The organism is Methylobacterium sp. CM6241, from assembly GCF_054817845.1.
Genome location: NZ_CM139246.1, coordinates 4925001 through 4949771, shown reverse-complemented (window position 1 = coordinate 4949771; position 24771 = coordinate 4925001). Strand labels below are relative to the sequence as shown.

Sequence of the window (24771 nt, the reverse complement as noted above, 5' to 3'; positions counted from 1 at the left end):
CTTTTCCTTCATCTGAGAGGGTTCAACCCGAAGCGCGACGTGCTCCCTCTCCTGGAAAGCAGGGCGATCGCATATAGCACCACGCCGTCATTCCAAGTCGCCACAGGCGAGCCTGGACCCGGAGGGCCGCGCCAGAGGCGTGCAATCCAGAGCCGCCGACAGTGTAAAGTCCTGCACCACTCGTGTTTCTGGATCCCGGGCTCCGCTGCGCGGACCCGGGATGACGGGGTGGTGCCAGCGGGTTTCTGACAGGCAAATCGGCATATGCGATCGCCCTGCCTGGAAGGAGAGGGCTGGGTTGAGGTGCGGTCCATCTCCGGAGAGGTCACACACCTCACCCTGTCCCTCTCCTTCCAGGAGAGGGGACCCGCGTCTCCTGTGAGATGTGTGACTATCGTAGGCCTGAGGACGGGGCGTCGGCCCGTTGACACTTCTGCTGGGCGCGCAATCGTCCTGAGATGCAGCGTCCGGCTTCACGCCCTAGCGCGCATGGTCCTGAAAGACCTCAAGCCATGACCGATCTCCAATTCGTCGCCCATCAACCGCCGAAACGTTCGGTCCTGATGCGTCCCGGTTCCAACCCGGCATCGAGGAGCAGGTCCGCCGCGTTGCCGACGAAGGCGTTTCCGCCGCAGATATAGACGTGGCGCGGAGCCCCGAGCTTGCCCAACGCTTCGCCGATCATCGCCCCGTCGATCCGGCGGCCACCGGCGCGCGTCAGATTGAGCATCAGGTCGAAATGCGCCTCGTCACGGGCGCGGACAGCCAGTTCCTCCGCGGCGATCGCTTCATCCGCCTCTCGCACCGAGTAGAGCAGCAGGGCGGGCACCTGAGCCGCCGCCGCCGCGCGGTGGCGCAGCATCGCCAGCAGCGGCACCACGCCGGACCCGCCGCCGACGAGGAGGAGGGGGCCGCCATCCTCCGGGCGCCAGACGAACGAGCCGCCGATGGGGCCGCGCAGCTCGATCGTGTCGCCGACCTCCGCCACGGAATCGAAGAAGCCCGAGACCTCGCCTTCGGGCAGGCCCTCGATCATCAGTTCGATGGTTCCGTCCGTGCCCGGCGCCGAGGCGATGGAGTAGCTGCGCTGGGCCTGGTAGCCGTCGGAAGCCGTCAGGCGCACGTCCACATGCTGTCCGGCCAGCATCGGCCGGTCGAAAGCGGTCCGGAACCGGTAGCTCTTCACCCGCCGCGTCACCGGCTTGATGGCGAGGAGAGTGGCTTGTTGCCAGGGGAGGGGCCGCGCGGCGGGATCAATCACCGGTGAAGCGCTGCTCACGCCAGGGATCGCCGTACATGTGGTAGCCGCGCAGCTCCCAGAACCCGCCCTCGTCCTTCTTGGTGAAGCGCAGGCCCTTCACCCATTTGGCGCTCTTCCAGAAATACAGGTGCGGCACCAAGAGCCGGGCCGGGCCGCCATGGTCGGGCTCGATCGGCTGCCCCTCGTAATGGGTCGCCACCATGGCCTTGGGGCCGGTGAGATCGGCGACCGGCACGTTGGTGGTGTAATCGTCGTAGCCTTCGGCGAGCAGGTATTCCGTCGGTGCCGAGATCCCCGCCGCCGCGATGATGTCGTCGATGCTGACGCCCTCCCAGCCGGTGTCGAACTTCGACCATTTCGTCACGCAGTGGATGTCGCCGCGCCAGGAGGTCCGGGGCAGGGCGGAGAACTCGTCCCAATTCCAGCTCTTGATGGGTCGCGAGCCCTCACGCAGGGTGAAGCTCCAGCTGTCCATGTCGATGCGCGGGTTCGGACCGATCTGCAGGACAGGAAAGTCCTGTTCGAGATACTGGCCCGGCGGAAGCCGCTCCTGCGTCGCCTCCGGTGGCCGTCGTCCCGTGAAACCGCGTGTGGCCATGCTCGTCTCCGTCGTCGCGCTTGCCGTGCGACTTCCTTCGAGCTTCAGAACCAGCGGGTCAAGCGGAGCCCGGAGACTCGCCCTCATCCTGCGGATGTCCCGGCAGGATGCCTTCGGCCACGAAGAGAATACCCTCCGGCCGGTACGAGATCTTCGCCGTGCCGTCGATTTCCTGTGCCAGAGCCCGCTCGATCAGCCGCGATCCGAACCCCTTTCGTGTCGGCACGGCCACCGGAGGACCGCCTGTCTCCTGCCAGAGAACGCGGAAGGAAAAGGACGCCGTGTCGTCGAGGAGGCTCCAAGACAGCCGGACCAGGCCGGTATCGTTGGACAGGGCCCCGTATTTCACCGCGTTGGTGGCGAGTTCGTGCAGCGCCATGGCGAGCGCCAGGGCACCGCGCGGCGGCAGCCTGATCTCGCCGCCCTCGACATGCACGCGCTCCCGCCCCTTGCTCTGGAACGGGGCGAGGGCGCGTTCGGCGATGTCTGCGATGGAGGCGCTGTCCCAGGCCTCCTCGGTCAGCACATCGTTCGCCGCGGCAAGCGACACCACCCGGGCTTCGAGGGACCGGCCCGCCTCTTCCAGGGTGGGGGCGGTTCGCAGGGTCTGGCGGATGATCGACTGAATCAGGGTGAGGGTGTTCTTCACCCGATGGGTCAATTCGCCGGCGAGGAGCGAGCGATGCTCTTCCGCGTGTTTGCGTGCGGTGACGTCGAGGGAGACTCCGGCCATGCTGACGGGCGTTCCATCGGGACGGTAGACGGTCTGCCCGCGGATATGGACCCAGCGCAGGTCACCGGACGGCGTGACGACCCGGTACTCGATATCGTAATCGATGTTCTGCTCGATGGATCGGAGCATCTGCGCCTTCATCCGTTCGCGGTCGCCGGGATGGATCGCGGCGCTCATCTCGCCGTAGCTGAACGGCTCATCGGGATCCCGGCCGAAATTCGCCCGGAAGTGGTCGGACGTCTCCAACGTCATCGCGACGAGATCGAGGCTCCATGAGCCGATCTGGCCGGCAGTGAGCGCGAAGCGCAGATTCGTCTCGCTGCGGCGAAGCGCGACGGTGCGGCGCTCAACCTCGGCCTCCAGCGCGTCGTGGTCGTTCTGCAACCGGACCAGACGGTCCTTCTCCAAAGTCACGTCGTATTGCGAGGCGAAGAAATACGCCACCTTGCGTTGCGAATCGAAGACCGGCGCGATCAGGAGACGGTTCCAGAAAACCTCTCCGTTCTTGCGATGGTTGAGCAGGTCGATCTCGATCGGAACCGCTCTGTCGATGGCGTCGCGAATGCGGGCAACGGCCGCCGGATCGGTCTTCGGGCCCTGAAGGAACCGGCAGTTCCGGCCGAGGATTTCGTCGCGGGAGTAGCCGGTGGCGCGCTCGAAAGCGGCATTCACGAAGACGATGGGGATGTCCGGCAGGTTCGGGTCGGCGATGACCATCGGCATCCGCGTGGCCCGGAGGGCCGCGGCGAAAGGGTCCGGTCCGTCGACGGTGCGGGCGATCTCCGAGGCGATCCGCTCCTGTTCGGAAAACCGGATCACGATACGGCGCCCAGGATGGTCCAATGTCTCACGCGTTGCCTCGACCTAGAATCCGACCCGTGCGCGATGAAGCGATTCGGACATTATTCGTTGTACGCGTGAGCTAAGCTTAAGCAAGGCTTCATCTCGACTTATCTGACAGCTTTCTCGTGAAGAGTTCCCTGGCCGTTATTTCGCCTTGATTTGTGTATGTTTACATACAGAACACCGGGTCCTTTGGCTGAAGCGGTGCTTTTTGACGAAATCGACCCTTTCAGACGCCGGGACGCTGCCCAGAACGCGGAACGCCCGCCGCGGTCGAACCGGGCGGGCGTCCTCACGATCGGTGAAGGGGCGTTCAGCAGCCTTTGGCGGCATCCGCCGCGGTGGGCTTGCCGTCCTGCTGCTTCGCGACGTCCGAGGCCGAGGTCGCGGTGTTGGCACCGACATTGTTCATGGCGCCGACCGTACCGGGCGACTCGGCCTTTGCGCCGGGGCTGACATTGCCGGTCGCGCCGGGATCGACCTTCGAGCTCTTGTCGTTCATGGCCGCCTTCCCATCCGCCGTGGAGCCGGGGGCACAGGGAGCGGCGAGAGCCATGGCGGAGCTGAGCATCACGATGGCGCCGGCGCCGATGAGCTTGGAAATCTGTCGCATCTGTTCCTCCAGGAAGTATTTCTCAGGTCGTAATGGATGGCATGCGTCATTCGTTCCAATATTTTTCCGGATTGTCCCGCATCTATAAGGACAAAATTGCAGGTCATGCGTAACGTCAGCCACCATTTCCTGCAGCGCTCTGACGGTTGTTTCGAGAATTGTTTTGCGCTGCACAAAAGCCGGTTCCGTTAATGCTTTAGGGCTCGAAACCATAGTCGAATCATGCTGTTATCTGGTGATTCTTGACGTCTATCGTATCGGTCAGAACCTCGCGCAGAAGACTTGCCAGGCGTTCTACCGCCGGAGTTTTTACCGCCGGCGCCGTGAGCAGCCGCAACGAGAGGGAGGGCAGAGGCGGCAGGCCCGCGTCCAAGGGATCGAGCGCCTCGAGGGACACAGGCAGGCCATGGGGCGTGCGCACGGTCAGGCCGAGCCCAGCCGAGACAGCCGCCCACAGGCCCGCGAGCCCCGGACTGCTGAACGAGATCCGCCAGGGAATACAGGCCGCGTCGAGCGCTTCGAGGGCCGCGTGCCGGAAGATGCAGGGCGATCCGAACAGGATCAGCGGGAGTGGACGGTCAGCGCTATGCACGATGCCGTGGCGTGGCCCGATCCAGGCCATCGGCAGGGTTCCGATGACGGTGCCATCCCGCTCGACGCGATCCTCGTCCCAGAGAAGGGCGAGGTCGAGCTCCCCGGCCTCCAGGCAGGGTCGCAGGATGGCGTTTCGATCCACATGGGCGTCGATCCTGACGCCGGGATGCAGGCGCGCGAAACGTCCGAGCGTCTCCGGCAGCCAGGTCTCGGCGAAATCCTGGGGCAGGCCGATGCGAACGCTACCTGTGAGGGCTGGCGAGCCGAGGGCGCTCACGGCGGCATCGTTCAGGTCAAGCAATCTGCGGGCATAGCCCAGCATCATCTCACCCGCCTCGGTGAGGACGAGCCCGCGCCCATGCTTCTGCACGAGTTGCTGGCCGACCTGATCCTCGAGTTTGCGCAATTGCAGGCTGATCGCTGAAGGCGAACGGCCGAGACGCGAGGCGGCCTTGGCGAAGCTGCCGAGATCGATCCCGATCACGAAGGACCGCAACACGTCCATATCGAGGTTGACCGGTAGGACCATTGAGGTTTTCCGAACGGATGCTTCAGAATTACGAGATTTTCCAAACCATCTTGAGGGGTCACCATCCGACCGTCAATCGCGGAGCGTCCGCGATCCGAAGGGGAGGAAGACCTGATGCCATTCGTGAATGTGAAGATCGCCGGTCCGGCCATCGCTGTGGAGCAGTTCGACAGCCTGCATCGCGGCGTGACGGAGCTGATGGCCGGGGTGCTCGGCAAGAACGCCGACCTGACGTCGGTGCTGGTGGAAGAGGTGCCGCTGCAGGGATGGCAGGTGGGAGCCCGGCCGCTGGGCTGCGCCGCCCATATTCAGGCAGCCGTGACGGCGGGCACCAACGATGCCGAACAGAAGGCCCGCTTCATCGCGGAGGCCAATGCCCTACTGCATCGGGTGCTGGGGGATGGGTTGCCGCTGGCGACCTATGTGGTGGTCCAGGAAATCGCGGCCGAGGCGTGGGGCTATGACGGCCTGACCCAGGAGCACCGGCGGCTGGCGCGCTGAGATTCGGCGGGCCGGATGGTACGGGTTCGGACAATCGGCATATTGCCGAGGTCGTTCGGGCGACGTTCACCTGTGTCATCCTAGATGAGCACGGTAGAGGCCTTTGCCGGCCTTACTGTCGCGTCGAACGGGACCGTGGGGGCATTCCAGTGTCCGTCGGCCGCGTCACTCGCGGCGTAGGACACTCGAGAAGTGATGTCTGCAGCCCCGTGAAGATCGCCCTGCTCGCCCACCTCAAATATCCCATCGCCCAGCCCTTCTCGGGAGGGCTCGAGATGCACACGCATCTGCTCGCGAGCACCCTGCGTGCCCGCGGGCACAGCGTGACGCTCTACGCCTCCGAAGGGTCGGATGCGCGCGGATGCCTGAAGGCGGTCTGCCCGCCCACCGGCAGCGCCGTCGACGACGAATCCGCCCTGCGGATCGACCGCGCCGAGCTCGCCGCCTACGAGGCGATGGTGGCGGATGTGGCGCGCGGCGACTTCGACATCATTCACAACAACAGCCTGCATTACCTGCCGTTGCTGCGCGCCCGCGACCTCGGCGCGCCGATGGTGACGGCGTTGCACACGCCGCCCTTCGAGCCCTTCGTGCGCGGCGTGAAGGCGCGGGCGGACGACATGACCTTCGCCGCCGTTTCGGAATCCCTGGCGCGCGAGTGGCTACCGCTCATCGACGAGCCGCTGGTGATCGGCAACGGCATCGATCTCGACGCCTTCGCCTATTCGCCCGTCCCCAAGGGCGAGCCCCATGCGATCTGGATGGGACGCCTCGTCCCCGAGAAGGGGCCGCATCTGGCCATCGATGCCGCCCGTGTCGCCGGCATCCCCCTGAAATTCGCCGGCCCGCAGAGCAACCGCGCCTATTGGGACGCGGAGATCGCGCCCCGCCTCGGCCCGGACATCACCTATCTCGGCCATCTCGGCCATGCCGAACTCGCCCGCCGCGTCGGCGAGGCCCATGTGGCCCTGTGCACGCCGCGCTGGGAGGAACCGTTCGGCCTCGTGCTGGCCGAGTTCCTGGCTTGCGGCACGCCGGTCGCGGCCTTCGCGCGCGGCGCCATCCCCGACATCCTGGACGAGACGTCGGGCGTTCTCGCCGTCGCCGACGATCCGGTGGATCTCGGCCGTGCACTCGCCCGCGCCATCCGCCTCGACCGGCACGATTGCCGCCGCCGGGCCGAGCACTTGTTCGACGCCGACACCATGACCGACCGCTACGAGGCGATGTACCATGCCGAAATCCGCCGCTGGTCGACCCCCGTCTCCGTCCGTCCGGTCCCGGCCGGCGCTCGCGCATCGCTTCTCGACAATGCGTAACAACCCGCTCTCCCTCGGCCGGGCCGTCGTCTGCGTGCCCGCCCGCAACGAAGCCGAGGTGCTGCCGCGCCTCGTGCGCTCCCTCGACCGGCAGATCGGGTCGGGCGACGGCGCGCTGCTGCGGGTCGTGATCCTGGCCAATAACTGCACCGACGCGACGGTGTCGCTGATCCGCGAGATGGAGCGCAACGGCGAGACGCGCCATCTCGATCTCCGGGTGATCGAAGCGGTGGTGCCGCGTGAGGTGGCCCATGTGGGCACCGCGCGCCGGATGGCGCTGGATGCGGGGGCCGACTGGCTGGATTCCGACGGCGTCGAGGATGCCGTGCTCCTCAGCACCGATGCCGACGCCGTCGCCGCGCCCGGCTGGGCCCGCGCCAATCTGGTGGCCCTGGAACATTCCGAACTCGTGGGCGGCCGTCTCGTCATCGAGACGGAGGAGAGCGAGAACCGGGACCCGGAGATCCACGCGCTCCATCGCCGGATCGAACAATACTGGGTCGCGGTGCGCGCCCTCGAAGAGGCCATCGATCCCCCCGCCCACGATCCGGCGCCCCGCCACGGCGACCATGTTGCGGCGAGCCTCGCACTGCGTGCCGCGCTCTACCGCGAGGTCGGCGGGTTGCCCGCGATTCCCTGCGGTGAGGACAACGCCCTGGTCGCCAAGGTCCGCCTCGCGGGCGGCCGCGTGCGCCATTGCCCCCATGTCTCGATCTCGGTGTCCGATCGTGGCACCGGCCGGGTCACCGGCGGGATGGCCACCGAGATGGCTCGCCGCGCCCGCGTCGTCGCCGGTGAGGAAGAGTATCGCCTTCCGCCCGCCAGCCATTGGCTGGCCGTGATCGAGCGCCAGCGCGCGTTCCGCCTCGCCTGGAGCGCCAAGGGCGGCCCGGAAGCCGGCTTACGCGCGCTCGGCGTCTCGGCGGAGGATATCGCAGCGATCCAACCGGGGACCTGCGTCAACGCCATCGCCTTCGCCGAGCGCGTGGGAGAGCGGGTCGGCGAGATCGGGCCGGAGCCGGCCCATGTCCCCCTCGACGAGGCCATCGCGGGGCTCGATGCCCTGCTCGCCCGGCTGATCGACAGGCGTACGGCGCGCGTCGCGTGAGCGAGGCGGCGGCGCACCGGCGTCCCGTCGGCTACTATGTCCACCATCAGGGCGCCGGTCACTGGCAGCGCGCGAATCTCATCGCCGCCCGCCTGGACCGGCCGGTGACCCTCATCGGCACCTTCGCCGAGATCGACACCTCGCGCGCCAACGGGGCGATCCTCGACCTCCCCGACGACCGCCTCACGGGTTTCGACGGCCAGGACGGCGAGGCGATCCGGCCAGACTGCTTCCATTACGTCCCTGTGGGAATCGACCGCATCCGCGCCCGGATGGGACTGCTCGCCGCCTGGATGGCCGAGCACGATCCCGCCCTGCTGATCGTCGACGTGTCGGTGGAGGTGACGCTCCTCGCGCGTCTCCTCTCGGTGCCGACCCTGGTGGTGCGCCTCGCCGGGAACCGCACCGACATTCCGCATCTCGAAGGCTTCCGCTCGGCGGAGCGCCTGCTCGCCTTCAACCCGCCCGAGATCGAGACGGCCGGAACGCCGGACTGGGTGCGGGCGAAGACCCTCTATGCCGGCTTCCTGGCCGATGCCCCCAAGGCGGGCGCGTCGGAAGACGGCTCCATCGCGGTGATCTACGGGCGAGGCGGGGCCGGCGGCTCGGTCTCCGACCTCGCGGCCGCGGCCCGCGCCGTACCCGACCGGCACTGGCACGTTCTCGGTCCGGTGGAGTCCCCGACCCCCGATCTCCCGCCGAACCTGCATCTCCATGGCTGGGTCGCCGAGACCGGCCCCTATCTCGACCGCGCCGCCTTAGTGATCGGCGGCGGCGGCGACGGCGTCGTCGCGGCGGTGGCCACGCGGGCCAAGCGCTTCCTCTGCCTGCCGGAACCCCGCGCCTTTGACGAACAGACGGCGAAAGCGGAGGCTTTGGCGGCTCTCGGCGCGGCCATCGTCCGCCAGGCATGGCCGGACGCTTCGGACTGGCCGGCCCTCGTCCGCGCGACCCTCGCCCTCGATCCGGCCGTGATCGGCGGGCTGGTTCAAGCCGACGCCATCGGCCGCACGGTCGCGATCATCGAAGACGTCATTCAGGGGATCGAGCGCCGCCGCGCGCGGAGGGTTTAGTGCCTGTTTGATCTGATATTCCAAGCTCTTACCTCATCCTGAGGTGCCGCGTAGCGGCCTCGAAGGAGCCCCCCAGGGATCACATCGGCCTCTGGAGCCCTCCTTCGAGGCCTCCGCTGCGCTCTGGCACCTCAGGATGAGGTGGAGGGTGGGATAAACCGGTCCTCGACGTCCGAGAGAGAAGCCTGCACCGCTTCTGCGCGCAAACACCTAAAACGGCCGGTCCATCGGCACCCGCGCGGCTTCCATCTCGTCCGCGGTCGGCATGCGCAGGATCGTCGGCGCCTCGCGCCAAGTCGGCGGCAGCAAGCCCAACCGCGCGAAGGCATCGAGCCAGCCGTCCATGGGCCAGAGCTCGTGCCGGGCATGGAAGCGGGTGGCGTTGGCGATGATGTCGGCGAAATGCTGGAGCGGCGGGTCGAAGGCCCCGTGATACTGGTGGTAGGCGTGGCCCCCGGCACTGAACAGGATCGGGATGCCGGCGGCATCGGCCCGGAAGGCGAGGTCGGTATCCTCGGCGCCGTAGCCGTCGAAGGCTTCGTCGAACCCGCCGATCCGGTCGAAGGTCGCGGCCCGGACGCCGAAGGCGAGGGACCAGAACAGGCCGGGATTGTCGGTGCGCGACAAGCCCGTCGCCGGGAAGCTCCGCACCGGATGGGTATGGCCCGACGCGCGCAACCCCGCCTCGGTCCAGCCATCGTCGACGGCCCGCGGCGGCAGGTAGCTCACCTCGCAGCAGATCAGCCCGTCGGCTTGACCGAGATCCGCGTCGAGGCTCGCGACGAGATCGCCCGAGGGAATGCAATCCACATCGAGGAAGATCAGGTGATCGCCGCAAGCCGCGCGGCGCCCGGCGTTGCGGGCACGGGCCAGCGGCAGGCCGCCGCTCGGAAGGTCGATGCGGCGGATGGGAAAGCCGTGATCGGCGAGGGGGGCGGGGTTCGCCCCCATCTCCACCACGATGCATTCGGCCGGATGCGTTCCCCGGCCGAGCCCTTCGAGGAGGCGCGCCAGATGCGCGTCGCGGCCCTTGTTCAGGGTGATGACGGTGGCACTCACGCGGCGTCCGCCGGCATCGCGACGAAGATCTCGTAGGGGCCGAGGAAGCGCGCGATCATCTCCGGCGCGAGGCGAAAACCCGTCGGGTCGTCGGAGATGAGGTCGGTGGTCTGCGAGCGATGCGCCGCCACGGCCCGCGCTTTGGCCGCCACATGCGCGCTGACATCGACGCGGTAGCCCGATGGAGGAGCGCCGACTTCCGTGCCCTGCGGCAGGGTCCAGCCCCAGACCGGATAGGCGAAGGCCTTGGTCACCCCGAGCTTCGGCTGGGCGAGCCGCACGATGGCGGCCGCCGCCTGATGATCGCAATGGGGATCGTGCGCCCAGGTCACACAGACCGCGCCGGCCCCGCTCTCTTTGGCCACGGATGCCACCACATCTGCCGCTGCCTGCGCTTCGGGGCCGCTGCTCGGCACCCCCGCATCGGGCAGGCGCAGGAACGTGACCTTGGCGGGGGCGAGGCCGAGCGCCGCCACCGCTTCCAGCGTCTCCTCCTCGCGCAGCGCCCGCAGGCGGAGCGGCGGATAGAGGGCGGAATGGGTGTGCGAGCCGCAGCCGTCACTGACGATGACGAGCCGCACGTCGCGCCCGCGCGCGCAGGCCTCGGCGATCAGGCCGCCGCATCCGAGGCTCTCGTCATCCGGATGCGGGGCGACGACGACTAGCCCGCCACCATCGGTGAGGGCATCGAGATCCGCCACGGGGAGATTCTCGGCGGCGGTGAGAAAGGCGTCGGCATGCATGAGTGGGAATCAACCCTTCGAAAAACCCGCGACTGCACCCGGTCGCCCCATCCGTGACCCTCATCCTGAGGTGCCGCGAAGCGGCCTCGAAGGAGACCTCCAGCTCGCGCCGCGATCCCTGGAAGTCTCCTTCGAGGCCTCCGCTTCGCTGCGGCACCTCAGGATGAGGACGATGCCGGGTCAAACCCGTGCCGGTGACTGCGCATCACCTAACCTGTCGAACCGGAATGCCGCCTGAACAAGTCACGCCGCGCCGTAGCGGTCGTTGAGGCTCGCGGCGAGGCCGTCGGCGAATTTCGCGGCGGCGACGGGCAGCATCCGCCCGCGCAGCTGGCCGAGAATCAGGGTCATGGGGGAGAGGTCGCGCTCGTCGATGGGCCGGCTGACGAGGCGCTGGTCATTGGGGATGCCGCTCGGCACCTGCAGGCTCACCACATCCTCGCGCAGGGCGAGGTTGCGCAGGAATTCGAGCGAGCTCGATTCGACGGCGGGGCGAAACGGCGTTCCCCGGCGCGCCAGCGCATCGTCGAGATGATGGCGGATCGCCAGCGACCGGTCGGGCAGGGCGAGGGGATGGGTGAGGCATTCGCGCAGCCGCACCGGCCCTTCCTCCTGGGCCAGGGGATGCGAGGCGCGCATCACCACGCACAGCGTCTGCCGGCAGGTGAACAGAGCGTGGAGATCGACCGACGGCGGCGGCTGCAGCACGAGGGCGAGGTCGGCCTCGAAGGAGACGAGCGCCGCGACGGCCTGGGCATGGTCGCGCACCTGGACCGTGAACGAAACGAGGGGAAAGCGCGCCCGGTAGGCCCGGACCTCGTCCGGCACGATCTGGTTCACGAAAGCCTGGCTGCAGGCCAGCGCCACATGTCCGCGCCGCACGCCGGACAGGTCGGCGATCTGCGAGCGGACCCGCTCCATGTCCGACACCTGATCCCTGATGTGGCGCACCAGCAATTCGCCGGCCGCGTTCAGCCGCATGCCCTGGGCCAGCCGCTCGAAGATCGGCGTGCCGAGTTCGTATTCGAGATCCTGGATCTGCCGCGTGAGCGCCGAGGGCGCGATGTTCAGGGCCTCCGCCGCCCGGCGGATCGAGCCCCGCCGCGCCACCTCGGACACGTAGGTGAGGGTCCGCAGATGCTTCATGGAGCCCGTTCGATCGGATGTCACAGCGGATGCTCTCGCCGAAGTCGATCATCCAAGCCGACCACCTCATCCTGAGGTGCCCGCGTCAGCGGGCCTCGAAGGAGGCCTCCAGATGCCGCAGCGATCCCTGAAGGGCTCCTTCGAGGCCGCTCCGCGGCACCTCAGGATGAGGTGAAGTCTTGGACAAACGACCCGAACATGCGCCTGGAGGGTGATCTCCAAGGCACCGCTCCGCCCTACGCCCGGTGTTGCGAATTCCGCAACACCATAGTCGATAACCAGCACTCGTTTGCAACGGCCTCCCGACATACCCTGTCCGGGTTCACATCATGTCGGAGCCGGCTCAGATGATTCGTCGTCGCACCTTCCTCGCCGGCCTCGGGGCCGGCCTCGTCGCCGCACCGTCGGTGCTACGGGCCGAGACGCCCATCGTGATCCGGATGGGATCGCTGAAGCTGATCCATTCCATCGCGCCGTATTTCTACGCCCAGTTCGCGCCGCCCGGCGTCACCGTGGAGGTGATCCCGTTCGAGAGTCCCACCGAGTGCAAGAACGCGGTCGTGACGAAATCGGTGGATTTCGGAACGTTCGGGATCGCCGCCGGCACCCTGGGCGCCGCGGCCGGCGAGCCCATCGTCGTCATCGCCTCCACCTGCAATCGCGGCATGGCCATCATCGCCAAGACCGGGTCGGGCATCCAGAAGGTCGCCGACCTCAAGGGCAAGCGAGTGGCGATCTGGCCCGGCTCGACCCAGGAGGTCTTCGCCCTGGAGCGCATGCGCATGGAGGGCGTGAGCGTGAAGGACATCACGCCGGTCCGCATCTCCTTCAGCGAGATGCACATCGCCCTCGCGCGCGGTGACGTCGATGCCTATGTCGGCGCGGAGCCCGCCCCCGGCGTCAGCCTCTCCACGGGAATCGGCACACTGGTGGAATATCCCTACGGGACCGAGATGGGCTCCCTGAACATGGTGTTCGGCGCCCATCGCGACACGCTGGCCGAGCGGCCGGAGGTGGTGAAGACCATGCTGGAGATCCACCGCAAGGGATCGGATTTCGCGCAAAGCAACCGCGACGCCACCGTGGCGATGGCGGTTCAGAAGCTCGGCCAGAAGCGGGAGGCCATCGAGCTCTCCGTGCCCAATGTCGAGTTCAAGTGGAAGCTCGGAGAAACGGAAGTCAAACAGGCCAAGGCCTATTCCGAACACATGCTGGCGGCGCGGCAGATCAAGCGCCTGCCCGACTTCTCGACGTTCATCGATACCCGCTTCGTCGATGCGATGAGGGATTCGTGAGCGCCCCGGCGGTCTCCGCCCCTGTGGTGCCGGAGGTAGCGACGCGCCGCGCGCTTCCGAGCCTCGCGCGCCTGCGTCAGCCCCTCCTCGCCCTCGCCCTGCCGGTGGCGATGGGCATCGCCTGGCATCTGCTCACGGCCGGCAAGCCCTACAGCTTAATCCCGCCGCCCTCTGAGGTCTGGACGGCGATGGTGGATCTCGCCATCGGCGGACCGGAGGGTGATGCCTTCAGCGGCACGCTGCTCACGCATCTCACCGCCTCGCTCACCCGCGTCTTCGGCGGCTTCGGTCTCGCGGCCCTGGCGGCGGTGCCCCTCGGCCTGCTCATCGGCCGGGTTCCGCTCATGCGCCAACTCCTCGACCCGACGCTGCAGATCCTGCGCCCGGTGCCGGTCACCGCCTGGCTTCCGCTGGCGATGATCCTGTTCGGCCTCGGCCCGCGCTCGGCCTATTTCCTCGTCTTCCTCGGCGCGTTCTACCCGATTCTGGTCAACACCATTTTCGGGGTCCGCTCGGTGGAGCCGCGCCTGTTCGAGGCCGCCGCCATGCTCGGCTGCCGGGGTTCGGCGCAGTTCGCCCGCGTGGTGCTGCCGGCGGCACTTCCCTCGATCTTCACCGGTCTGCGCCTCGGCCTCGGCTTCGCCTGGGTGGTGATCGTCGTCGGCGAGATGACCGGCGTTCCCACCGGCCTCGGCGCCATCATCATGGAAGCGCGGCAACTCTCGCGCACCGACATCGTGATCTGCGGCATGATCTTGATCGGCGTCGCCGGCTTCGTCTGCGACCGGGCCGTGATGCTGATCGGCCAGCGCCTCCTCGCCTGGAGCCCCTCACATGGCTGAGCCTACCGTGCCGATCCTCGACATTCGCGGCGTGTCGAAATCCTTCGCCGTCCAGGGCCGCACGGTTCAGGCCCTGAGCGGCGCCAACCTCACCGTGGCGAAGAGCGAGTTCATCTGCCTGCTCGGCGCTTCGGGCTGCGGCAAGTCCACCCTGCTCCGCATCGTCGCCGGGTTCGAGACGGCCACCGGCGGCGAGGCGCTGATGTGGGGCAAGCCCATCGAGGGACCCGGCCCGAGCCGGGGCATGGTGTTCCAGGATTACGGCCTGTTCCCCTGGCTCACCGTGCGGGACAATATCGGCTTCGGCCCGAAATCGCGCGGCCGGCCGGCGGCGGAAATCCGCGATACGGTGGAGCGCTACATCGCCCTCGTCGGGCTGCAGCGCTTCGCCGACGCCTTTCCGCACCAGCTCTCCGGGGGCATGAAGCAGCGGGTCGCCATCGCGCGGGTGCTGGCCAACGATGCCGAAATCGTCCTCATGGACGAGCCGTTCGGAGCGCTCGACGCCATGACCCGCGAGCGGCTGCAGGACGAGCTCCTCGACCTGTGGAGCCGGACCGGGTTGACCGTGCTGTTCGTGACCCATGCCATCGAGGAGGCGATCTTCCTCGCCGACCGGGTGGTGGTCATGTCCCCGAGCCCCGGCCGGATCGACGCGATCCACACCATCGACCTCGCCCGCCGCCGCGACGTGGCGAGCCCGGCCTTCAACGATGTGCGCCGGATGCTCTCGGCCCAGCTCCACAGCCACCACGCCCCCGTGGCCGCATGAGCGGCGCGGCGTCGCGATCCGGCGACTGGCGCCGGATGGACCGCGAGACCCTGAGCCGCGCCTACGACAATACCGGCGCCGTCGCCGATTCTGCCGCCCGACTGTCCGGTTGGCGTGCCCGGAGCGCCGCGTTTCGCGCGCTCCACCCCCACACGCTCGACCTCCCCTATGGGCCGGCTGAGCGAAACCGGATCGACCTGTTCCGAAGCGGGGTTGAGGATGCGCCGCTCCTCGTCTTCATCCATGGCGGCTATTGGATCCGGAATACACGCCAGGATTTCGCCTGCATGGCCGAAGGACCGTTGCATCACGGTCTCGATGTGGGATTGGTGGGATATACCCTGGCGCCCGATGCCAGCCTCACCGAGATCGCCGCCGAGATCCGGGCGGCGCTGGTGTTGCTGCGCGACCGGGATGAGGGGAGGGGGCGCCGTCGCCTCGTCGTCTCGGGCTGGTCGGCCGGCGGGCATCTCGCGGCGCTTGCCATGGAGTGGCCGGAGGTCGATGCGGGCCTCGCCATCAGCGGCGTGTTCGATCTGGCGCCGATCCGGCACACAGAGCTCGACGACCGCCTGCACCTGACCGATGCGGAAGTCGAGACGCTCTCGCCGATCCGGCAGGTGCCGCATTCGGATAAGCCCCTCGCGATCGTCTGCGGATCGAACGAATTGCCCGAATTGCGGCGGCATTCCGCTGATTACGACCGCGCGTGGCGGTGCGCCGGGAATGCCTCGACTTTCGCCGAACTGCCCGGCCACGACCATTTCTCGATACTCGACGAACTCATCCGCCCCGACGGCGCGCTGACGGCCCTGGTCGTGGAGCTGGCCGGGAAGGGCCCGTAGCGCTCCTCTCGCCGTGCCGAAGCCGGCCCGTCACTCCGAATTTTCGCCGCGCAGGCACGCCTCCTGAGCCTCGCCCGCCCGCCGCGCGCTCCTCGCATGGCGTCCGATGACGGCTTCCCCCTTCTTCGCTGCGAGCAGGTCAGGGTCGCCCCAGCGCGCCAGCAGGGCCTGAAAAGCCTCGTGCCGCTCGCGCCGAAAGGGAATTCTCCCCCCGGCACTGTCCCTACACGGATGAGGTGGGTGGATTGCGCCGCAGGGCACCCAGCCGGGCGGGATCGGAGCCGTGGCGGGATGGGTCCGGCCGAGCCGCAGGATGTTCGGCAGGAGATGGGTCCTCGGGCCGACCGGGGCCGATCCCGCTTCGATGCGGATGGGCGAGAACACCTCGATCCGCCCGATCCGCGTGACGAAGACGCGATGAGGATCGGCGGCGACGAGCTGAGCGGTGATGGAATCGCCGGGTCCGAATAGGTTCTCTCCGGCGGCCCTTCTAAGCAGCGCGATCGTTCCGGGATCGTTTGTCCGAATACAGGCATCGACAGCGAGTAGGTTCAGACCGAGATCGAACACTATACCATCGCGATCCTCGGGTCTTGCAGCATGATGATCGGGGCCGAGTTCGGTGACGACCGACCGTCTATTCATGGCGCAGGCATCATCGGGCAGGCATAGGGCGACGGCATGACTCCAGCCGAAGGCGAAGCCGGTTTCGTAAGCCACGGGACGACAGTCGGCGTCTGGGCCGAGGGCGATGGCTCCCCGTGCCGTGGTCAGACCCATCCGCGCGTCCGGCAGGGGTCGCGCTTCTTCAGCCGCGTCCCGGAGAAAGCTCGCGACCGCGCCGAAACTGCCGAAACTCCAAGTCGTAGAGGGATCTTCGAGCGCCTTCGCCATCAGATCCGCGACCGCGCTCCTGAAGGCTGCGGCCGGTGAGCGCCTTGTCGTGAGAAACGCGTCGGTGAGTAGCTCCATCGCAGCAGATTATCGGGGCGGAGCGTCGTGCGCGAGACGCGATCACAGGCGGCACTGAAATTGCTGCGGACCCGACGCGTTCGCCCTCGCCGGGCGCTTCCCAACGTCGTCTCGACCGGGCAGTCTCTCGGCCTGATCATTCATGGATTTCGAGGATGGACCTGAATTCAGTCGGCGCCGTCGCCACGCCGAGGAATCGCTTCGACTTGGCCGATTGGCAGGACGGCGATGCGTGGCTGGCCGGTGGGACGTGGCTGTTCTCCGAGCCCCAGCCGCATACGCGCCGGCTCGTCGACCTTTCCCGACTCGGCTGGAAAGCACTTGAGGTGAGTGAGCGTGGCCTTTCCATCGCCGCGACCTGCACCATCGCCGACCTGTTTCGTCTCGATCTGCCGGTCTCCTGGCGCGCGTCGCCGCTCTTCGCACAATGCTGCCGGGCGCTGCTCGGATCGTTCAAGATCTGGAACATGGCCACCGTGGGAGGCAACATCTGCCTCGCGCTGCCGGCCGCGCCAATGATCGCGCTCGCCACGGCCTTGGAGGGCACATGCCTCGTCTGGACGCCCGAGGGGGCGGACCGTGAGGTCGCCATCGTCGACCTCATCGTCGGCGCGCAATGCAATGCCCTGGCGCCCGGAGAAATTCTTCGGCGTGTCGATCTCCCTGTGGCCGCGCTGGAACGCCGGACTGCCTTCCGCCAGATCTCCCTGAGCCCCAATGGACGTTCCGGTGCCCTGTTGATCGGTACCCTGGACCGAGGCGGTTCTTTCGCTCTGACCATCACGGCCTCGACGCGTCGCCCGCTGCGCCTGGTCTTCCCCGCGCTGCCGGATGAGGCAGCGCTTATCGCTGCCATCACCGAAGCGGTGCCAATGGCGATGTATCATGACGACGTTCACGGCGCGCCGGATTGGCGGCGGCACATGACCTTCAGCCTCGCCGAAGAGATCAGGCGCGAATTCGAGAATGAGACTCCGGCATGATCCTGCACGTCAACGGCCAGGAGCAGGCTGCATCGCCACGGCCCGGCCAGTGTCTGCGCACGATGTTGCGCGAACTCGGCTGGTTCGGGGTCAAGAAGGGTTGTGATGCCGGGGATTGCGGCGCCTGTACGGTCCATCTCGACGGCGAGCCGGTTCATAGCTGCCTGCTGCCCGCCTTCCGCGTCGAGGGGCGCCGCGTCACCACGATCGAAGGGCTGGCTGGGTCCTGCAAACCGGACCTCGGTGAGACGGCGGGATTACACCCGATGCAGCAGGCTTTCCTCGACGCCCAGGGGTACCAGTGCGGCTTCTGTACCCCCGGCATGATCATGACCGCATCGGTCTTGGATCAAGGGCAAAGGAGCGATCTCGCCACCGCGTTGAAGGGTAATCTCTGTCGCTGCACCGGATATGGCGCCATCGCCGACGCCGTCGCGGGGGTGGCGCGCGTCGAACGCCTTGTGGATGGTGACGGCGAGCCGTGCGGGCGCAGCATCCCGGCCCCGGCGGGGAGGGGAATCGTCTCGGGTGATGCCGCCTTCACCTTCGATCTGGCCGTGCCCGACCTGCTCGATCTCAAGGTGCTGCGCTCGCCCCATGCCCATGCGCGAATCTTACGGATCGACAGGGCGGCTGCTCTGGCCGTGCCGGGTGTCGTCGCCATCTTCACGCATGAGGATGTGCCGGCGAAGAGCTTCTCCACCGGGCGGCATGAAAATCCCCTCGACGACGCAGCGGATACGCGGATTCTCGATCCGATCCTGCGCTTCATCGGCCAGCGGGTCGCGGCCGTCGTGGCCATCAGCGAGGAAGCGGCCGAGGCTGGTTGTGCGGCGCTCCTCGTCGATTACGAGATCCGCGATGCGGTGCTCGATCCAGACGAGGCCATGCGACCCGGCTCACCCCTGGTCCATGACAGTGCCGACCAGCCCGGAGAGGATGCGCCGCCTCGCCTCCCTCATCCTAATCTCGCTGCAGAGGTACATGGCGAGGTCGGCGACGTCACGGCGGGTTTCGCAGAGGCGGACCTGATCCATGAGGCGACCTATCACTCCCAGCGCGTGCAGCACGCCCATCTCGAGACCCACGGGGCCCTCGGCTGGCGCGATGAGGACGGCCGCCTCGTCATCCGCTCCAGCACCCAGACGCCGTTCCTCACGCGCGATGCGCTGGCCGACCTCCTCGAGCTTGAGCGCGATTCGGTGCGGGTGCTCTGTGGCCGGGTCGGCGGCGGCTTCGGCGGCAAGCAGGAGATGTTGACTGAAGATCTCGTGGCGCTCGCCGTTCTCGCCACCGGTCGCCCGGTCAAATGGGAGCTGACACGTCAGGAGCAGTTCAGCGCCACCACGACACGCCACCCGATGCGAGTGACCGTAAAGATGGGTGCCCGCCGGGACGGCACCCTGACGGCGATCGCGCTGAATGTGGTCTCCAATACCGGCGCTTACGGCAACCATGCCGGCGGCGTGATCCATCACGGCTGCAACGAGGTGATCGGCGTCTATCGCTGCCCCAACAAGCGTGTCGACGGATATGCGGTCTATACGCATACTCTGCCGAGCGGCGCGTTCCGGGGCTATGGCTTGAGCCAGACCATCTTCGCGGTGGAATCGGCCATGGATGAACTGGCGCGCGGCCTTGGCCTCGACCCGTTCGAGATGCGCCGCCGCAACGTCGTGCGCCCCGGCGATCCGATGGTGTCGAACAGCCTCGAACCGCACGACGTGGAATACGGAAGCTACGGCCTCGATCAGTGCCTCGATCTCGTCGCAGCCGCCATGCGCGAACTCGCCCCGGCGGACATTCCTTCCGCTGACTGGCTCGTCGGCACAGGGATGGCCCTGGCGATGATCGACACGATCCCGCCGCGCGGGCATTTCGCCGAAGCGCGGATCGCGCTTCGAGCGGACGGGACCTACGCTCTCGATGTCGGTACCGCCGAGTTCGGCAACGGGACGACCACGGTTCATGCGCAGATTGCGGCCTCCGCCCTCGACACGATCCCGGACCGCATCTCCCTTTGCCACGGTGACACCGACCGCATCGGCCACGACACCGGTGCTTATGGATCGACCGGTATCGTGGTGGCCGGGCAGGCGACGTTGAAAGCCGCACTCGCGCTGGCGCAGGGCCTCCGCGAGGCTGCCGCCGAGAGGGGAGGGGGGGCTCCCGATCAATACCGTGTACACCGCGACGGCGTCTCGAGCACGTCGGGGGATATTGGCTTCTCGGACCTCCTTTCGGATGGCCCCATCGTGCGCAGGGGCAAGGCAGATGGCTCGCCGCGCTCCGTCGCCTTCAACGTCCAGGGTTTCCGGGTCGCAGTGCACCGGTCGAGCGGCGAAGTGCGCATCCTCGATAGCTTGCATGCCGCCGATGCCGGCCGGGTCATGAACCCGATGCAATGCCGTGGGCAGATCGAGGGTGGCGTAGCCCAAGCGATCGGTGCGGCCTTGTACGAGGCGGTGCGCATCGATGACGAGGGGCGTGTGGTCACGCAGACGTTCCGCAACTATCACATCCCAGCCTTCGCGGATGTACCCCGCACCAAGGTCTTTTTTGCCGACACCTACGACCGCATTGGCCCACTCGGCGCGAAATCCATGAGCGAGAGCCCGTTCAACCCGGTTGCTCCGGCACTTGCCAATGCCATCCGCGACGCGACGGGTGCACGGCTCACCGCGACCCCGTTTGCGCCGGACCGTATCTACCTGTCGGTGATGGAGGCGGTAGAGCATCGGGACAGCCCGGTATGACATCGGCCATTTGCCGACGATTTCGTACCGGTGAAGAGAGCTGCGCCCAACCACGTTTGGTCGAGTGCAGCTTTTGAAGGTTTTTTGCTACGCTCTTCTTCGCCGAAGCGACTTATACTTCGGCGGGAAGTTTTCAGAGAACCGTTTCGATCAGCCCGAGACGCTTGGCTTCGTCAGCTTCGATGTACCAATTGTACGGCGCCTTCTCGATGACCTCGTCGAGGGTGACATTCGAGCCGGCGACGAGGTTGGCGAAACCCTCGTTCTGAATCTCGATGGAGGTCTCGATCTCGTGCAACGTCGCTTTTAGGCTGGCGATGCATGTGGTCAGCGGGCCGTGGATCTCGAGGGTCTTCGCCATCTTGCGTTCATGAATCATGAGCCGCGTCCCCCGCGTGAGATAGCGGTTGGGGCGGGCGAAGAAGCTCATGAGGGTCGTGCCGGCGGAGTAGATCGCGGCCTTGCCGAGGAAGACAAGGCGACGATGAGGCGTGACCTCGCTAGCGAAGCGGATATCCTCGCCCATCATACGGGCTACTTCGGGGTCGCCGCCGAGGGTCGTGAGTTCGACCACCACAAGATCGCGCTCGCAGGCGGCGTCGAACTGGCGACGGAAGTCCTTGTACATCGCATTGTCGACCGGGCCCGACAGCAGAATGGCGGGGGCCTTGAAATCCGGGGCGGAAAGAGGCGAAGTGTCCATTGGCGATCCTTGGCCGGGCTGAGAGGGGAGCGGTCTCCCGCAGGACTCATGCCCGGCTCTTATCCGATCAGAATCCCCAATCCCGTCGGCAGTTGCGGTGACGGCGAAAAATCGCGGGTGGGGCGGTGAAGCCATCCGCACGTCCCGGCGACGGATCTGGACTTTTCAGCCCACCAAGCCTATATCGAGCCTGCGTTTGATGACCGGTTCGTAATAACGTTTCAGGACCCGGAGGGCAGTACTCCGGCGCCTCCACCAAAAGCGCATCGTGATGCGTTTCTGATGGGGGCGAAATAGGATCGACTGGGCGGTAAAGGGATCGCGAGAGCGTCGGTAAGGACTCGACCGGTTTGGCGCAGGCAACCCCTGTTCCAAGTATTTGGCCAAAACTCTAAATGCCAACGATAACGTTGTCATGGATGCCCGCCTCGCGGCGTAAGCATCTTGCGGTAGGGTAACCGTCGAAACAGAACCCGGGGCTTCGGCCCCGGGACCCACTTTTTCTCACTCATTTGATGAATATCAGTCAGCCGCGGCACTGCCGTTTTCGGCTCTATTGTCGTATGTTTGTCGCATAGATCTCCCATGCAAGATTTCAGCGTCAGACCGTCCGGCACGTCACAACAATTCCTGCTGCGTGATCGTGCCAGCAGGTCGTGTGTGCGTACGCACATTCGTGCACTAGAACTTTTCCAAAGCGTTGCTGTCTGGTGTGCCTGCGCTAATTCGCATCATCAGGGAAAGCTGTTGACCATTGAGCGTTTGCCGGAGGTTGGTCGAAGCTTCGCGAAGACTTCCGCGACATGGCTCAACGGAATTTGATGTCTATGGCTCAGGTTCGGAGAACGCCATGCATGGCACTGAAGACCTCGAACTCAACCGGCGCGATCTGATGGCAGGAGCATCAGCCTGTGCCGTCGCCGTTGCCTGTCCCTCCGCCGCGTGGGCTGCTTCTCGCGATGCGTCAGGCCCCGTCATGTCCAAGGTTTCGCTGACCGTGAACGGAACGGCCCACGAAATCGACCTCGATACCCGTACGACCCTCCTCGACGCCGTGCGCGAGCACCTTCACCTGACGGGTGCAAAGAAAGGGTGCGACCACGGCCAATGCGGGGCGTGCACGATGATCGTCGACGGCCGACGCATCAATTCCTGCCTGACCCTGGCGGTGATGCATCAGGGCGATACCGTCACTACCATCGAAGGATTGGGGAAGCCTGGCGAGTTACATCCGATGCAGGCAGCCTTCATCAAGCATGACGGCTACCAATGCGGGTTCTGTACGCCGGGCCAGATCTGCTCGGGCATTGCGGTCCTCGATGAGATCAAGGCTGGCATCCCAAGTCATGTCGCCGCTGATCTCACCGCGACCGCTTCATTCACCGCTGACGAGATCCGCGAGCGTATGAGCGGCAACATCTGCCGCTGCGGTGCTTACTCCAACATCGTCGATGCCATGTCCGAAGTGGCGGGGAGGCAGGCATGAAGTCTTTTACGTATGAGCGGGCAACATCACCGGCCGAAGCCGCTGCGTCCATCACGCGCGTCCCCGGCGCGAAGTTCATCGCCGGCGGCACCAACCTCCTGGACCTGATGAAATTACAGGTGGAGACGCCCACCCACCTCGTCGACGTCAACGGCTTGGCTCTCGATACGATCGAGCCGACGGAGGAGGGGGGCTTACGGATCGGCGCCTTGGTGCGCAACACCGATCTGGCGGCCGACATGCGGGTGCGGCGCAGTTACGCCTTGCTGAGCCGGGCTCTTCTGTCCGGTGCCTCGGGCCAGTTGCGGAACAAGGCGACCACGGCCGGCAATCTGCTTCAGCGAACCCGCTGCCCCTACTTTTACGACACTGCGCAGCCCTGCAACAAGCGCCAGCCTGGAAGCGGTTGCTCCGCCATCGGCGGTATCAGCCGCCAGCTCGCAGTGGTGGGTGCCAGTGAAGCCTGTATCGCCACGCATCCCGGCGACATGGCCGTGGCCATGCGGGTGCTCGACGCTCATGTCGAGACGGTGAATGGTGAGGGAGTTACCCGAACGATCCCCATCGCCGCGTTTCATCGCAATCCGGGAGACACGCCGCAGATCGAGACGAGCCTGCAACCCGGCGAACTCATCACCGCTGTCACGCTTCCCAAGCCGGTGGCGGGGACGCATATCTACCGCAAGGTCAGGGACCGCGCCTCCTACGCGTTCGCTTTGGTCTCCGTGGCTGCCGTTATCCAGCGCGACGGGACCGGACGCGTGGCAATCGGTGGTGTCGCTCCGAAGCCCTGGCGTGACGAGGCCGCCGAAGCGGAGCTTCCGAAGGGAGCGAAGGCCGTGACGGACCGTCTTTTCGCGGATGCGAGGCCGACTGACGACAACGCCTACAAACTGAAGCTGACCGAGCGCGCACTTGGCGCCGTCCTGACCGAAGCGAGGGCCTGAACCATGAAGTTCGACACTCCCGCGGGTCGGAACCCGATCGATGAACTGAAGGTGGTGGGCAAACCCACGGACCGGATCGACGGTCCGTTCAAGACGACGGGTAGGGCGCAATACGCCTACGATTGGTACGATCCGAAGTCGAAGGCAGCCTATGGCTACGTCATCGGCGCGACCATCGCAAAAGGGCGGATAAATGCGATGGATCTGAGTGCTGCCAAGGCGGCACCTGGTATCCTGGCTATCGTTACCGCTGAGAATGCCGGCCCCCTCGACAAGGGCAAGCTCAACGCCGCCAAGCTTCTGGGTGGCCCGGGGATCGAGCATTACCATCAAGCGGTAGCACTGGTAGTGGGCGAAACCTTCGAGCAGGCGCGCGCAGCCGCAGCGCTCGTGCGGGTGGACTACACCGAGACCAAGGGCGCCTTCGATCTTGCGGCGGTGAAGGACACCGGGAAGCCGGAGAAGCTCGCGAGCGCGCCCTCCGATACATCGATCGGTGATTTCGAGGGGGCTTTCTCGGCGGCGCCCATCCAGCTCGATGCTACCTACACAACACCCGACCATGCTCATGCGATGATGGAACCGCATGCCTCCATCGCCTCCTGGGACGGCGACAGCCTCACCGTCTGGACCTCGAACCAGATGATCGATTGGGGGACGCGGGACCTCGCTCTGACCCTGCGTATGCCGAAGGAGAAGGTCCGCCTCATCTCCCCCTTCGTGGGCGGCGGGTTCGGCGGCAAGCTGTTCCTGCGTTCGGAGGCTGTGATGGCCGCCTTGGGCGCGCGAGCCGCCAAGCGACCGGTGAAGGTCGCCCTGACGCGGCCGCTTACGTTCAACAACACGGTTCACCGCCCCGCTACGATCCAGCGTATCCGGCTCGGCGCGACGCCGGACGGGACGATCACGGCGATCGGCCACGAAAGCTGGTCCGGCAACTTGCCAGGCGGCAAGCCGGAGGCTGCGGTGCAGCAGACCCGCCTGCTCTATGCCGGCGCCAACCGCATGACCCAGACCCGCCTTGCCATGCTCGATTTGCCGGAGGGCAAT

23 protein-coding genes and 1 other RNA gene (1 of these 24 cut by a window edge) are annotated in these 24771 nt (G+C 66.6%); 14 read left to right on the top strand and 10 right to left on the bottom strand.

All coding sequences use genetic code 11. The features are described 5' to 3' along the window. Nucleotides 1-538: 538 nt before the first annotated feature. The 5 genes from ACYQR9_RS23380 to ACYQR9_RS23360 form a co-directional block, all read right to left on the bottom strand. Entirely contained in the window at nt 539-1261 is a 723-nt protein-coding gene (locus ACYQR9_RS23380) for an FAD-binding oxidoreductase (protein WP_461229886.1), read from the bottom strand. After that, nucleotides 1254-1859 (bottom strand): sulfite oxidase-like oxidoreductase, encoded by a 606-nt coding sequence (locus ACYQR9_RS23375; RefSeq protein WP_461228196.1) that lies wholly within the window; start codon nt 1857-1859, stop codon nt 1254-1256. Before ACYQR9_RS23375 ends, ACYQR9_RS23380 begins: the two co-directional genes overlap by 8 nt. 58 nt (nt 1860-1917) lie before the next feature. After that, the gene (locus tag ACYQR9_RS23370) at nt 1918-3411 is read right to left on the bottom strand and encodes an HWE histidine kinase domain-containing protein (protein WP_461228195.1); all 1494 of its coding nucleotides are present in this window, start codon (nt 3409-3411) and stop codon (nt 1918-1920) included. 337 nt (nt 3412-3748) lie between these two features. After that, a complete protein-coding gene (locus tag ACYQR9_RS23365; protein ID WP_419951164.1) occupies nt 3749-4048 on the bottom strand; it encodes a hypothetical protein in 300 nt (99 codons plus the stop codon). 220 nt (nt 4049-4268) lie between these two features. Then, on the bottom strand, nt 4269-5171 hold the full coding sequence (locus tag ACYQR9_RS23360; protein WP_461228194.1) for a LysR substrate-binding domain-containing protein: 903 nt from the start codon (nt 5169-5171) through the stop codon (nt 4269-4271). 114 nt (nt 5172-5285) lie between these two features. On the opposite strand from ACYQR9_RS23360, the gene ACYQR9_RS23355 reads away from it, so the two are divergent. From ACYQR9_RS23355 to ACYQR9_RS23340, 4 genes are all read left to right on the top strand, one after another. Continuing rightward, nucleotides 5286-5672, top strand: a complete 387-nt coding sequence (locus tag ACYQR9_RS23355) for a tautomerase family protein (RefSeq protein ID WP_461228193.1) — start codon at nt 5286-5288, stop codon at nt 5670-5672. Nucleotides 5673-5881: 209 nt separating this feature from the next. After that, nucleotides 5882-6991, top strand: a complete 1110-nt coding sequence (locus ACYQR9_RS23350; RefSeq protein WP_056425992.1) for a glycosyltransferase family 4 protein — start codon at nt 5882-5884, stop codon at nt 6989-6991. Next, entirely contained in the window at nt 6984-8099 is a 1116-nt protein-coding gene (locus ACYQR9_RS23345) for a glycosyltransferase family 2 protein (RefSeq protein ID WP_461228192.1), read from the top strand. Before ACYQR9_RS23350 ends, ACYQR9_RS23345 begins: the two co-directional genes overlap by 8 nt. Continuing rightward, nucleotides 8096-9172, top strand: coding sequence for a glycosyltransferase (locus ACYQR9_RS23340; RefSeq protein ID WP_461228191.1), 1077 nt, complete (start codon nt 8096-8098; stop codon nt 9170-9172). Before ACYQR9_RS23345 ends, ACYQR9_RS23340 begins: the two co-directional genes overlap by 4 nt. Before the next feature lie 210 nt (nt 9173-9382). Here ACYQR9_RS23340 and ACYQR9_RS23335 read toward each other — a convergent pair whose 3' ends face one another. The 3 genes from ACYQR9_RS23335 to ACYQR9_RS23325 form a co-directional block, all read right to left on the bottom strand. Then, on the bottom strand, nt 9383-10231 hold the full coding sequence (locus ACYQR9_RS23335) for a glycosyltransferase family 2 protein (protein ID WP_461228190.1): 849 nt from the start codon (nt 10229-10231) through the stop codon (nt 9383-9385). After that, nucleotides 10228-10974: a PIG-L deacetylase family protein gene (locus tag ACYQR9_RS23330; RefSeq protein ID WP_461228189.1), complete on the bottom strand. Its 747-nt coding sequence runs from the start codon at nt 10972-10974 to the stop codon at nt 10228-10230. Before ACYQR9_RS23330 ends, ACYQR9_RS23335 begins: the two co-directional genes overlap by 4 nt. Before the next feature lie 243 nt (nt 10975-11217). Next, complete coding sequence (locus ACYQR9_RS23325) at nt 11218-12120, bottom strand: LysR family transcriptional regulator (protein ID WP_207411728.1); 903 nt, start codon at nt 12118-12120, stop codon at nt 11218-11220. 347 nt (nt 12121-12467) lie between these two features. On the opposite strand from ACYQR9_RS23325, the gene ACYQR9_RS23320 reads away from it, so the two are divergent. From ACYQR9_RS23320 to ACYQR9_RS23305, 4 genes are read left to right on the top strand one after another with little or no spacing between them, the layout of a single operon-like run. Continuing rightward, nucleotides 12468-13415: an ABC transporter substrate-binding protein gene (locus ACYQR9_RS23320; protein WP_461228188.1), complete on the top strand. Its 948-nt coding sequence runs from the start codon at nt 12468-12470 to the stop codon at nt 13413-13415. Beyond that, nucleotides 13412-14257: an ABC transporter permease gene (locus tag ACYQR9_RS23315; protein ID WP_461228187.1), complete on the top strand. Its 846-nt coding sequence runs from the start codon at nt 13412-13414 to the stop codon at nt 14255-14257. Before ACYQR9_RS23320 ends, ACYQR9_RS23315 begins: the two co-directional genes overlap by 4 nt. Beyond that, nucleotides 14250-15029 carry an ABC transporter ATP-binding protein gene (locus ACYQR9_RS23310; RefSeq protein ID WP_461228186.1) on the top strand — a complete coding sequence of 260 codons (780 nt, stop codon included), beginning with the start codon at nt 14250-14252 and terminating at the stop codon, nt 15027-15029. Before ACYQR9_RS23315 ends, ACYQR9_RS23310 begins: the two co-directional genes overlap by 8 nt. Beyond that, nucleotides 15026-15874 (top strand): alpha/beta hydrolase, encoded by an 849-nt coding sequence (locus ACYQR9_RS23305; RefSeq protein WP_461228185.1) that lies wholly within the window; start codon nt 15026-15028, stop codon nt 15872-15874. The genes ACYQR9_RS23310 and ACYQR9_RS23305 overlap by 4 nt, the downstream gene beginning before the upstream one ends. A gap of 30 nt (nt 15875-15904) precedes the next feature. Here ACYQR9_RS23305 and ACYQR9_RS23300 read toward each other — a convergent pair whose 3' ends face one another. Then, on the bottom strand, nt 15905-16846 hold the full coding sequence (locus ACYQR9_RS23300; protein ID WP_461228184.1) for a DUF6925 family protein: 942 nt from the start codon (nt 16844-16846) through the stop codon (nt 15905-15907). Between the two features lie 155 nt (nt 16847-17001). On the opposite strand from ACYQR9_RS23300, the gene ACYQR9_RS23295 reads away from it, so the two are divergent. After that, nucleotides 17002-17829 (top strand): FAD binding domain-containing protein, encoded by an 828-nt coding sequence (locus ACYQR9_RS23295; protein ID WP_461228183.1) that lies wholly within the window; start codon nt 17002-17004, stop codon nt 17827-17829. After that, nucleotides 17826-20585: a molybdopterin-dependent oxidoreductase gene (locus tag ACYQR9_RS23290; protein ID WP_461228182.1), complete on the top strand. Its 2760-nt coding sequence runs from the start codon at nt 17826-17828 to the stop codon at nt 20583-20585. The genes ACYQR9_RS23295 and ACYQR9_RS23290 overlap by 4 nt, the downstream gene beginning before the upstream one ends. A gap of 133 nt (nt 20586-20718) precedes the next feature. Here the strand turns inward: ACYQR9_RS23290 and ACYQR9_RS23285 are convergent, their stop codons facing one another. Continuing rightward, nucleotides 20719-21288 carry a ClpP family protease gene (locus tag ACYQR9_RS23285; protein ID WP_056425959.1) on the bottom strand — a complete coding sequence of 190 codons (570 nt, stop codon included), beginning with the start codon at nt 21286-21288 and terminating at the stop codon, nt 20719-20721. A 153-nt stretch (nt 21289-21441) separates the two neighbouring features. Between ACYQR9_RS23285 and ssrA the strand changes: the two genes are divergently transcribed. From ssrA to paoC, 4 genes are all read left to right on the top strand, one after another. Beyond that, nucleotides 21442-21769: a transfer-messenger RNA gene (ssrA, locus tag ACYQR9_RS23280) on the top strand. Nucleotides 21770-22138: 369 nt separating this feature from the next. Further along, nucleotides 22139-22774, top strand: a complete 636-nt coding sequence (gene paoA, locus ACYQR9_RS23275) for an aldehyde dehydrogenase iron-sulfur subunit PaoA (RefSeq protein ID WP_461228181.1) — start codon at nt 22139-22141, stop codon at nt 22772-22774. Continuing rightward, nucleotides 22771-23721 carry an FAD binding domain-containing protein gene (locus ACYQR9_RS23270; RefSeq protein ID WP_461228180.1) on the top strand — a complete coding sequence of 317 codons (951 nt, stop codon included), beginning with the start codon at nt 22771-22773 and terminating at the stop codon, nt 23719-23721. The genes paoA and ACYQR9_RS23270 overlap by 4 nt, the downstream gene beginning before the upstream one ends. A 3-nt stretch (nt 23722-23724) precedes the next feature. Beyond that, nucleotides 23725-24771, top strand: partial view of an aldehyde oxidoreductase molybdenum-binding subunit PaoC gene (gene paoC, locus ACYQR9_RS23265; protein ID WP_461228179.1) — the 5' portion only. Its footprint extends 1161 nt past the window's final position; only the first 1047 of its 2208 coding nucleotides appear in the window; its start codon is at nt 23725-23727; its stop codon lies off the right edge, out of view.

What these genes read in the sequence shown, in the direction of transcription:
- ACYQR9_RS23375 (WP_461228196.1), bottom strand. Translation starts at nt 1,859, where the DNA reads ATGGCCACACGCGGTTTCACGGGACGACGGCCACCGGAGGCGACGCAG.
- ACYQR9_RS23365 (WP_419951164.1), bottom strand. Translation starts at nt 4,048, where the DNA reads ATGCGACAGATTTCCAAGCTCATCGGCGCCGGCGCCATCGTGATGCTC.
- ACYQR9_RS23360 (WP_461228194.1), bottom strand. Translation starts at nt 5,171, where the DNA reads ATGGTCCTACCGGTCAACCTCGATATGGACGTGTTGCGGTCCTTCGTG.
- ACYQR9_RS23355 (WP_461228193.1), top strand. Translation starts at nt 5,286, where the DNA reads ATGCCATTCGTGAATGTGAAGATCGCCGGTCCGGCCATCGCTGTGGAG.
- ACYQR9_RS23345 (WP_461228192.1), top strand. Translation starts at nt 6,984, where the DNA reads ATGCGTAACAACCCGCTCTCCCTCGGCCGGGCCGTCGTCTGCGTGCCC.
- ACYQR9_RS23330 (WP_461228189.1), bottom strand. Translation starts at nt 10,974, where the DNA reads ATGCATGCCGACGCCTTTCTCACCGCCGCCGAGAATCTCCCCGTGGCG.
- ACYQR9_RS23325 (WP_207411728.1), bottom strand. Translation starts at nt 12,120, where the DNA reads ATGAAGCATCTGCGGACCCTCACCTACGTGTCCGAGGTGGCGCGGCGG.
- ACYQR9_RS23320 (WP_461228188.1), top strand. Translation starts at nt 12,468, where the DNA reads ATGATTCGTCGTCGCACCTTCCTCGCCGGCCTCGGGGCCGGCCTCGTC.
- ACYQR9_RS23310 (WP_461228186.1), top strand. Translation starts at nt 14,250, where the DNA reads ATGGCTGAGCCTACCGTGCCGATCCTCGACATTCGCGGCGTGTCGAAA.
- ACYQR9_RS23305 (WP_461228185.1), top strand. Translation starts at nt 15,026, where the DNA reads ATGAGCGGCGCGGCGTCGCGATCCGGCGACTGGCGCCGGATGGACCGC.
- ACYQR9_RS23300 (WP_461228184.1), bottom strand. Translation starts at nt 16,846, where the DNA reads ATGGAGCTACTCACCGACGCGTTTCTCACGACAAGGCGCTCACCGGCC.
- ACYQR9_RS23295 (WP_461228183.1), top strand. Translation starts at nt 17,002, where the DNA reads ATGGACCTGAATTCAGTCGGCGCCGTCGCCACGCCGAGGAATCGCTTC.
- ACYQR9_RS23290 (WP_461228182.1), top strand. Translation starts at nt 17,826, where the DNA reads ATGATCCTGCACGTCAACGGCCAGGAGCAGGCTGCATCGCCACGGCCC.
- ACYQR9_RS23285 (WP_056425959.1), bottom strand. Translation starts at nt 21,288, where the DNA reads ATGGACACTTCGCCTCTTTCCGCCCCGGATTTCAAGGCCCCCGCCATT.
- paoA (WP_461228181.1), top strand. Translation starts at nt 22,139, where the DNA reads ATGCATGGCACTGAAGACCTCGAACTCAACCGGCGCGATCTGATGGCA.
- ACYQR9_RS23270 (WP_461228180.1), top strand. Translation starts at nt 22,771, where the DNA reads ATGAAGTCTTTTACGTATGAGCGGGCAACATCACCGGCCGAAGCCGCT.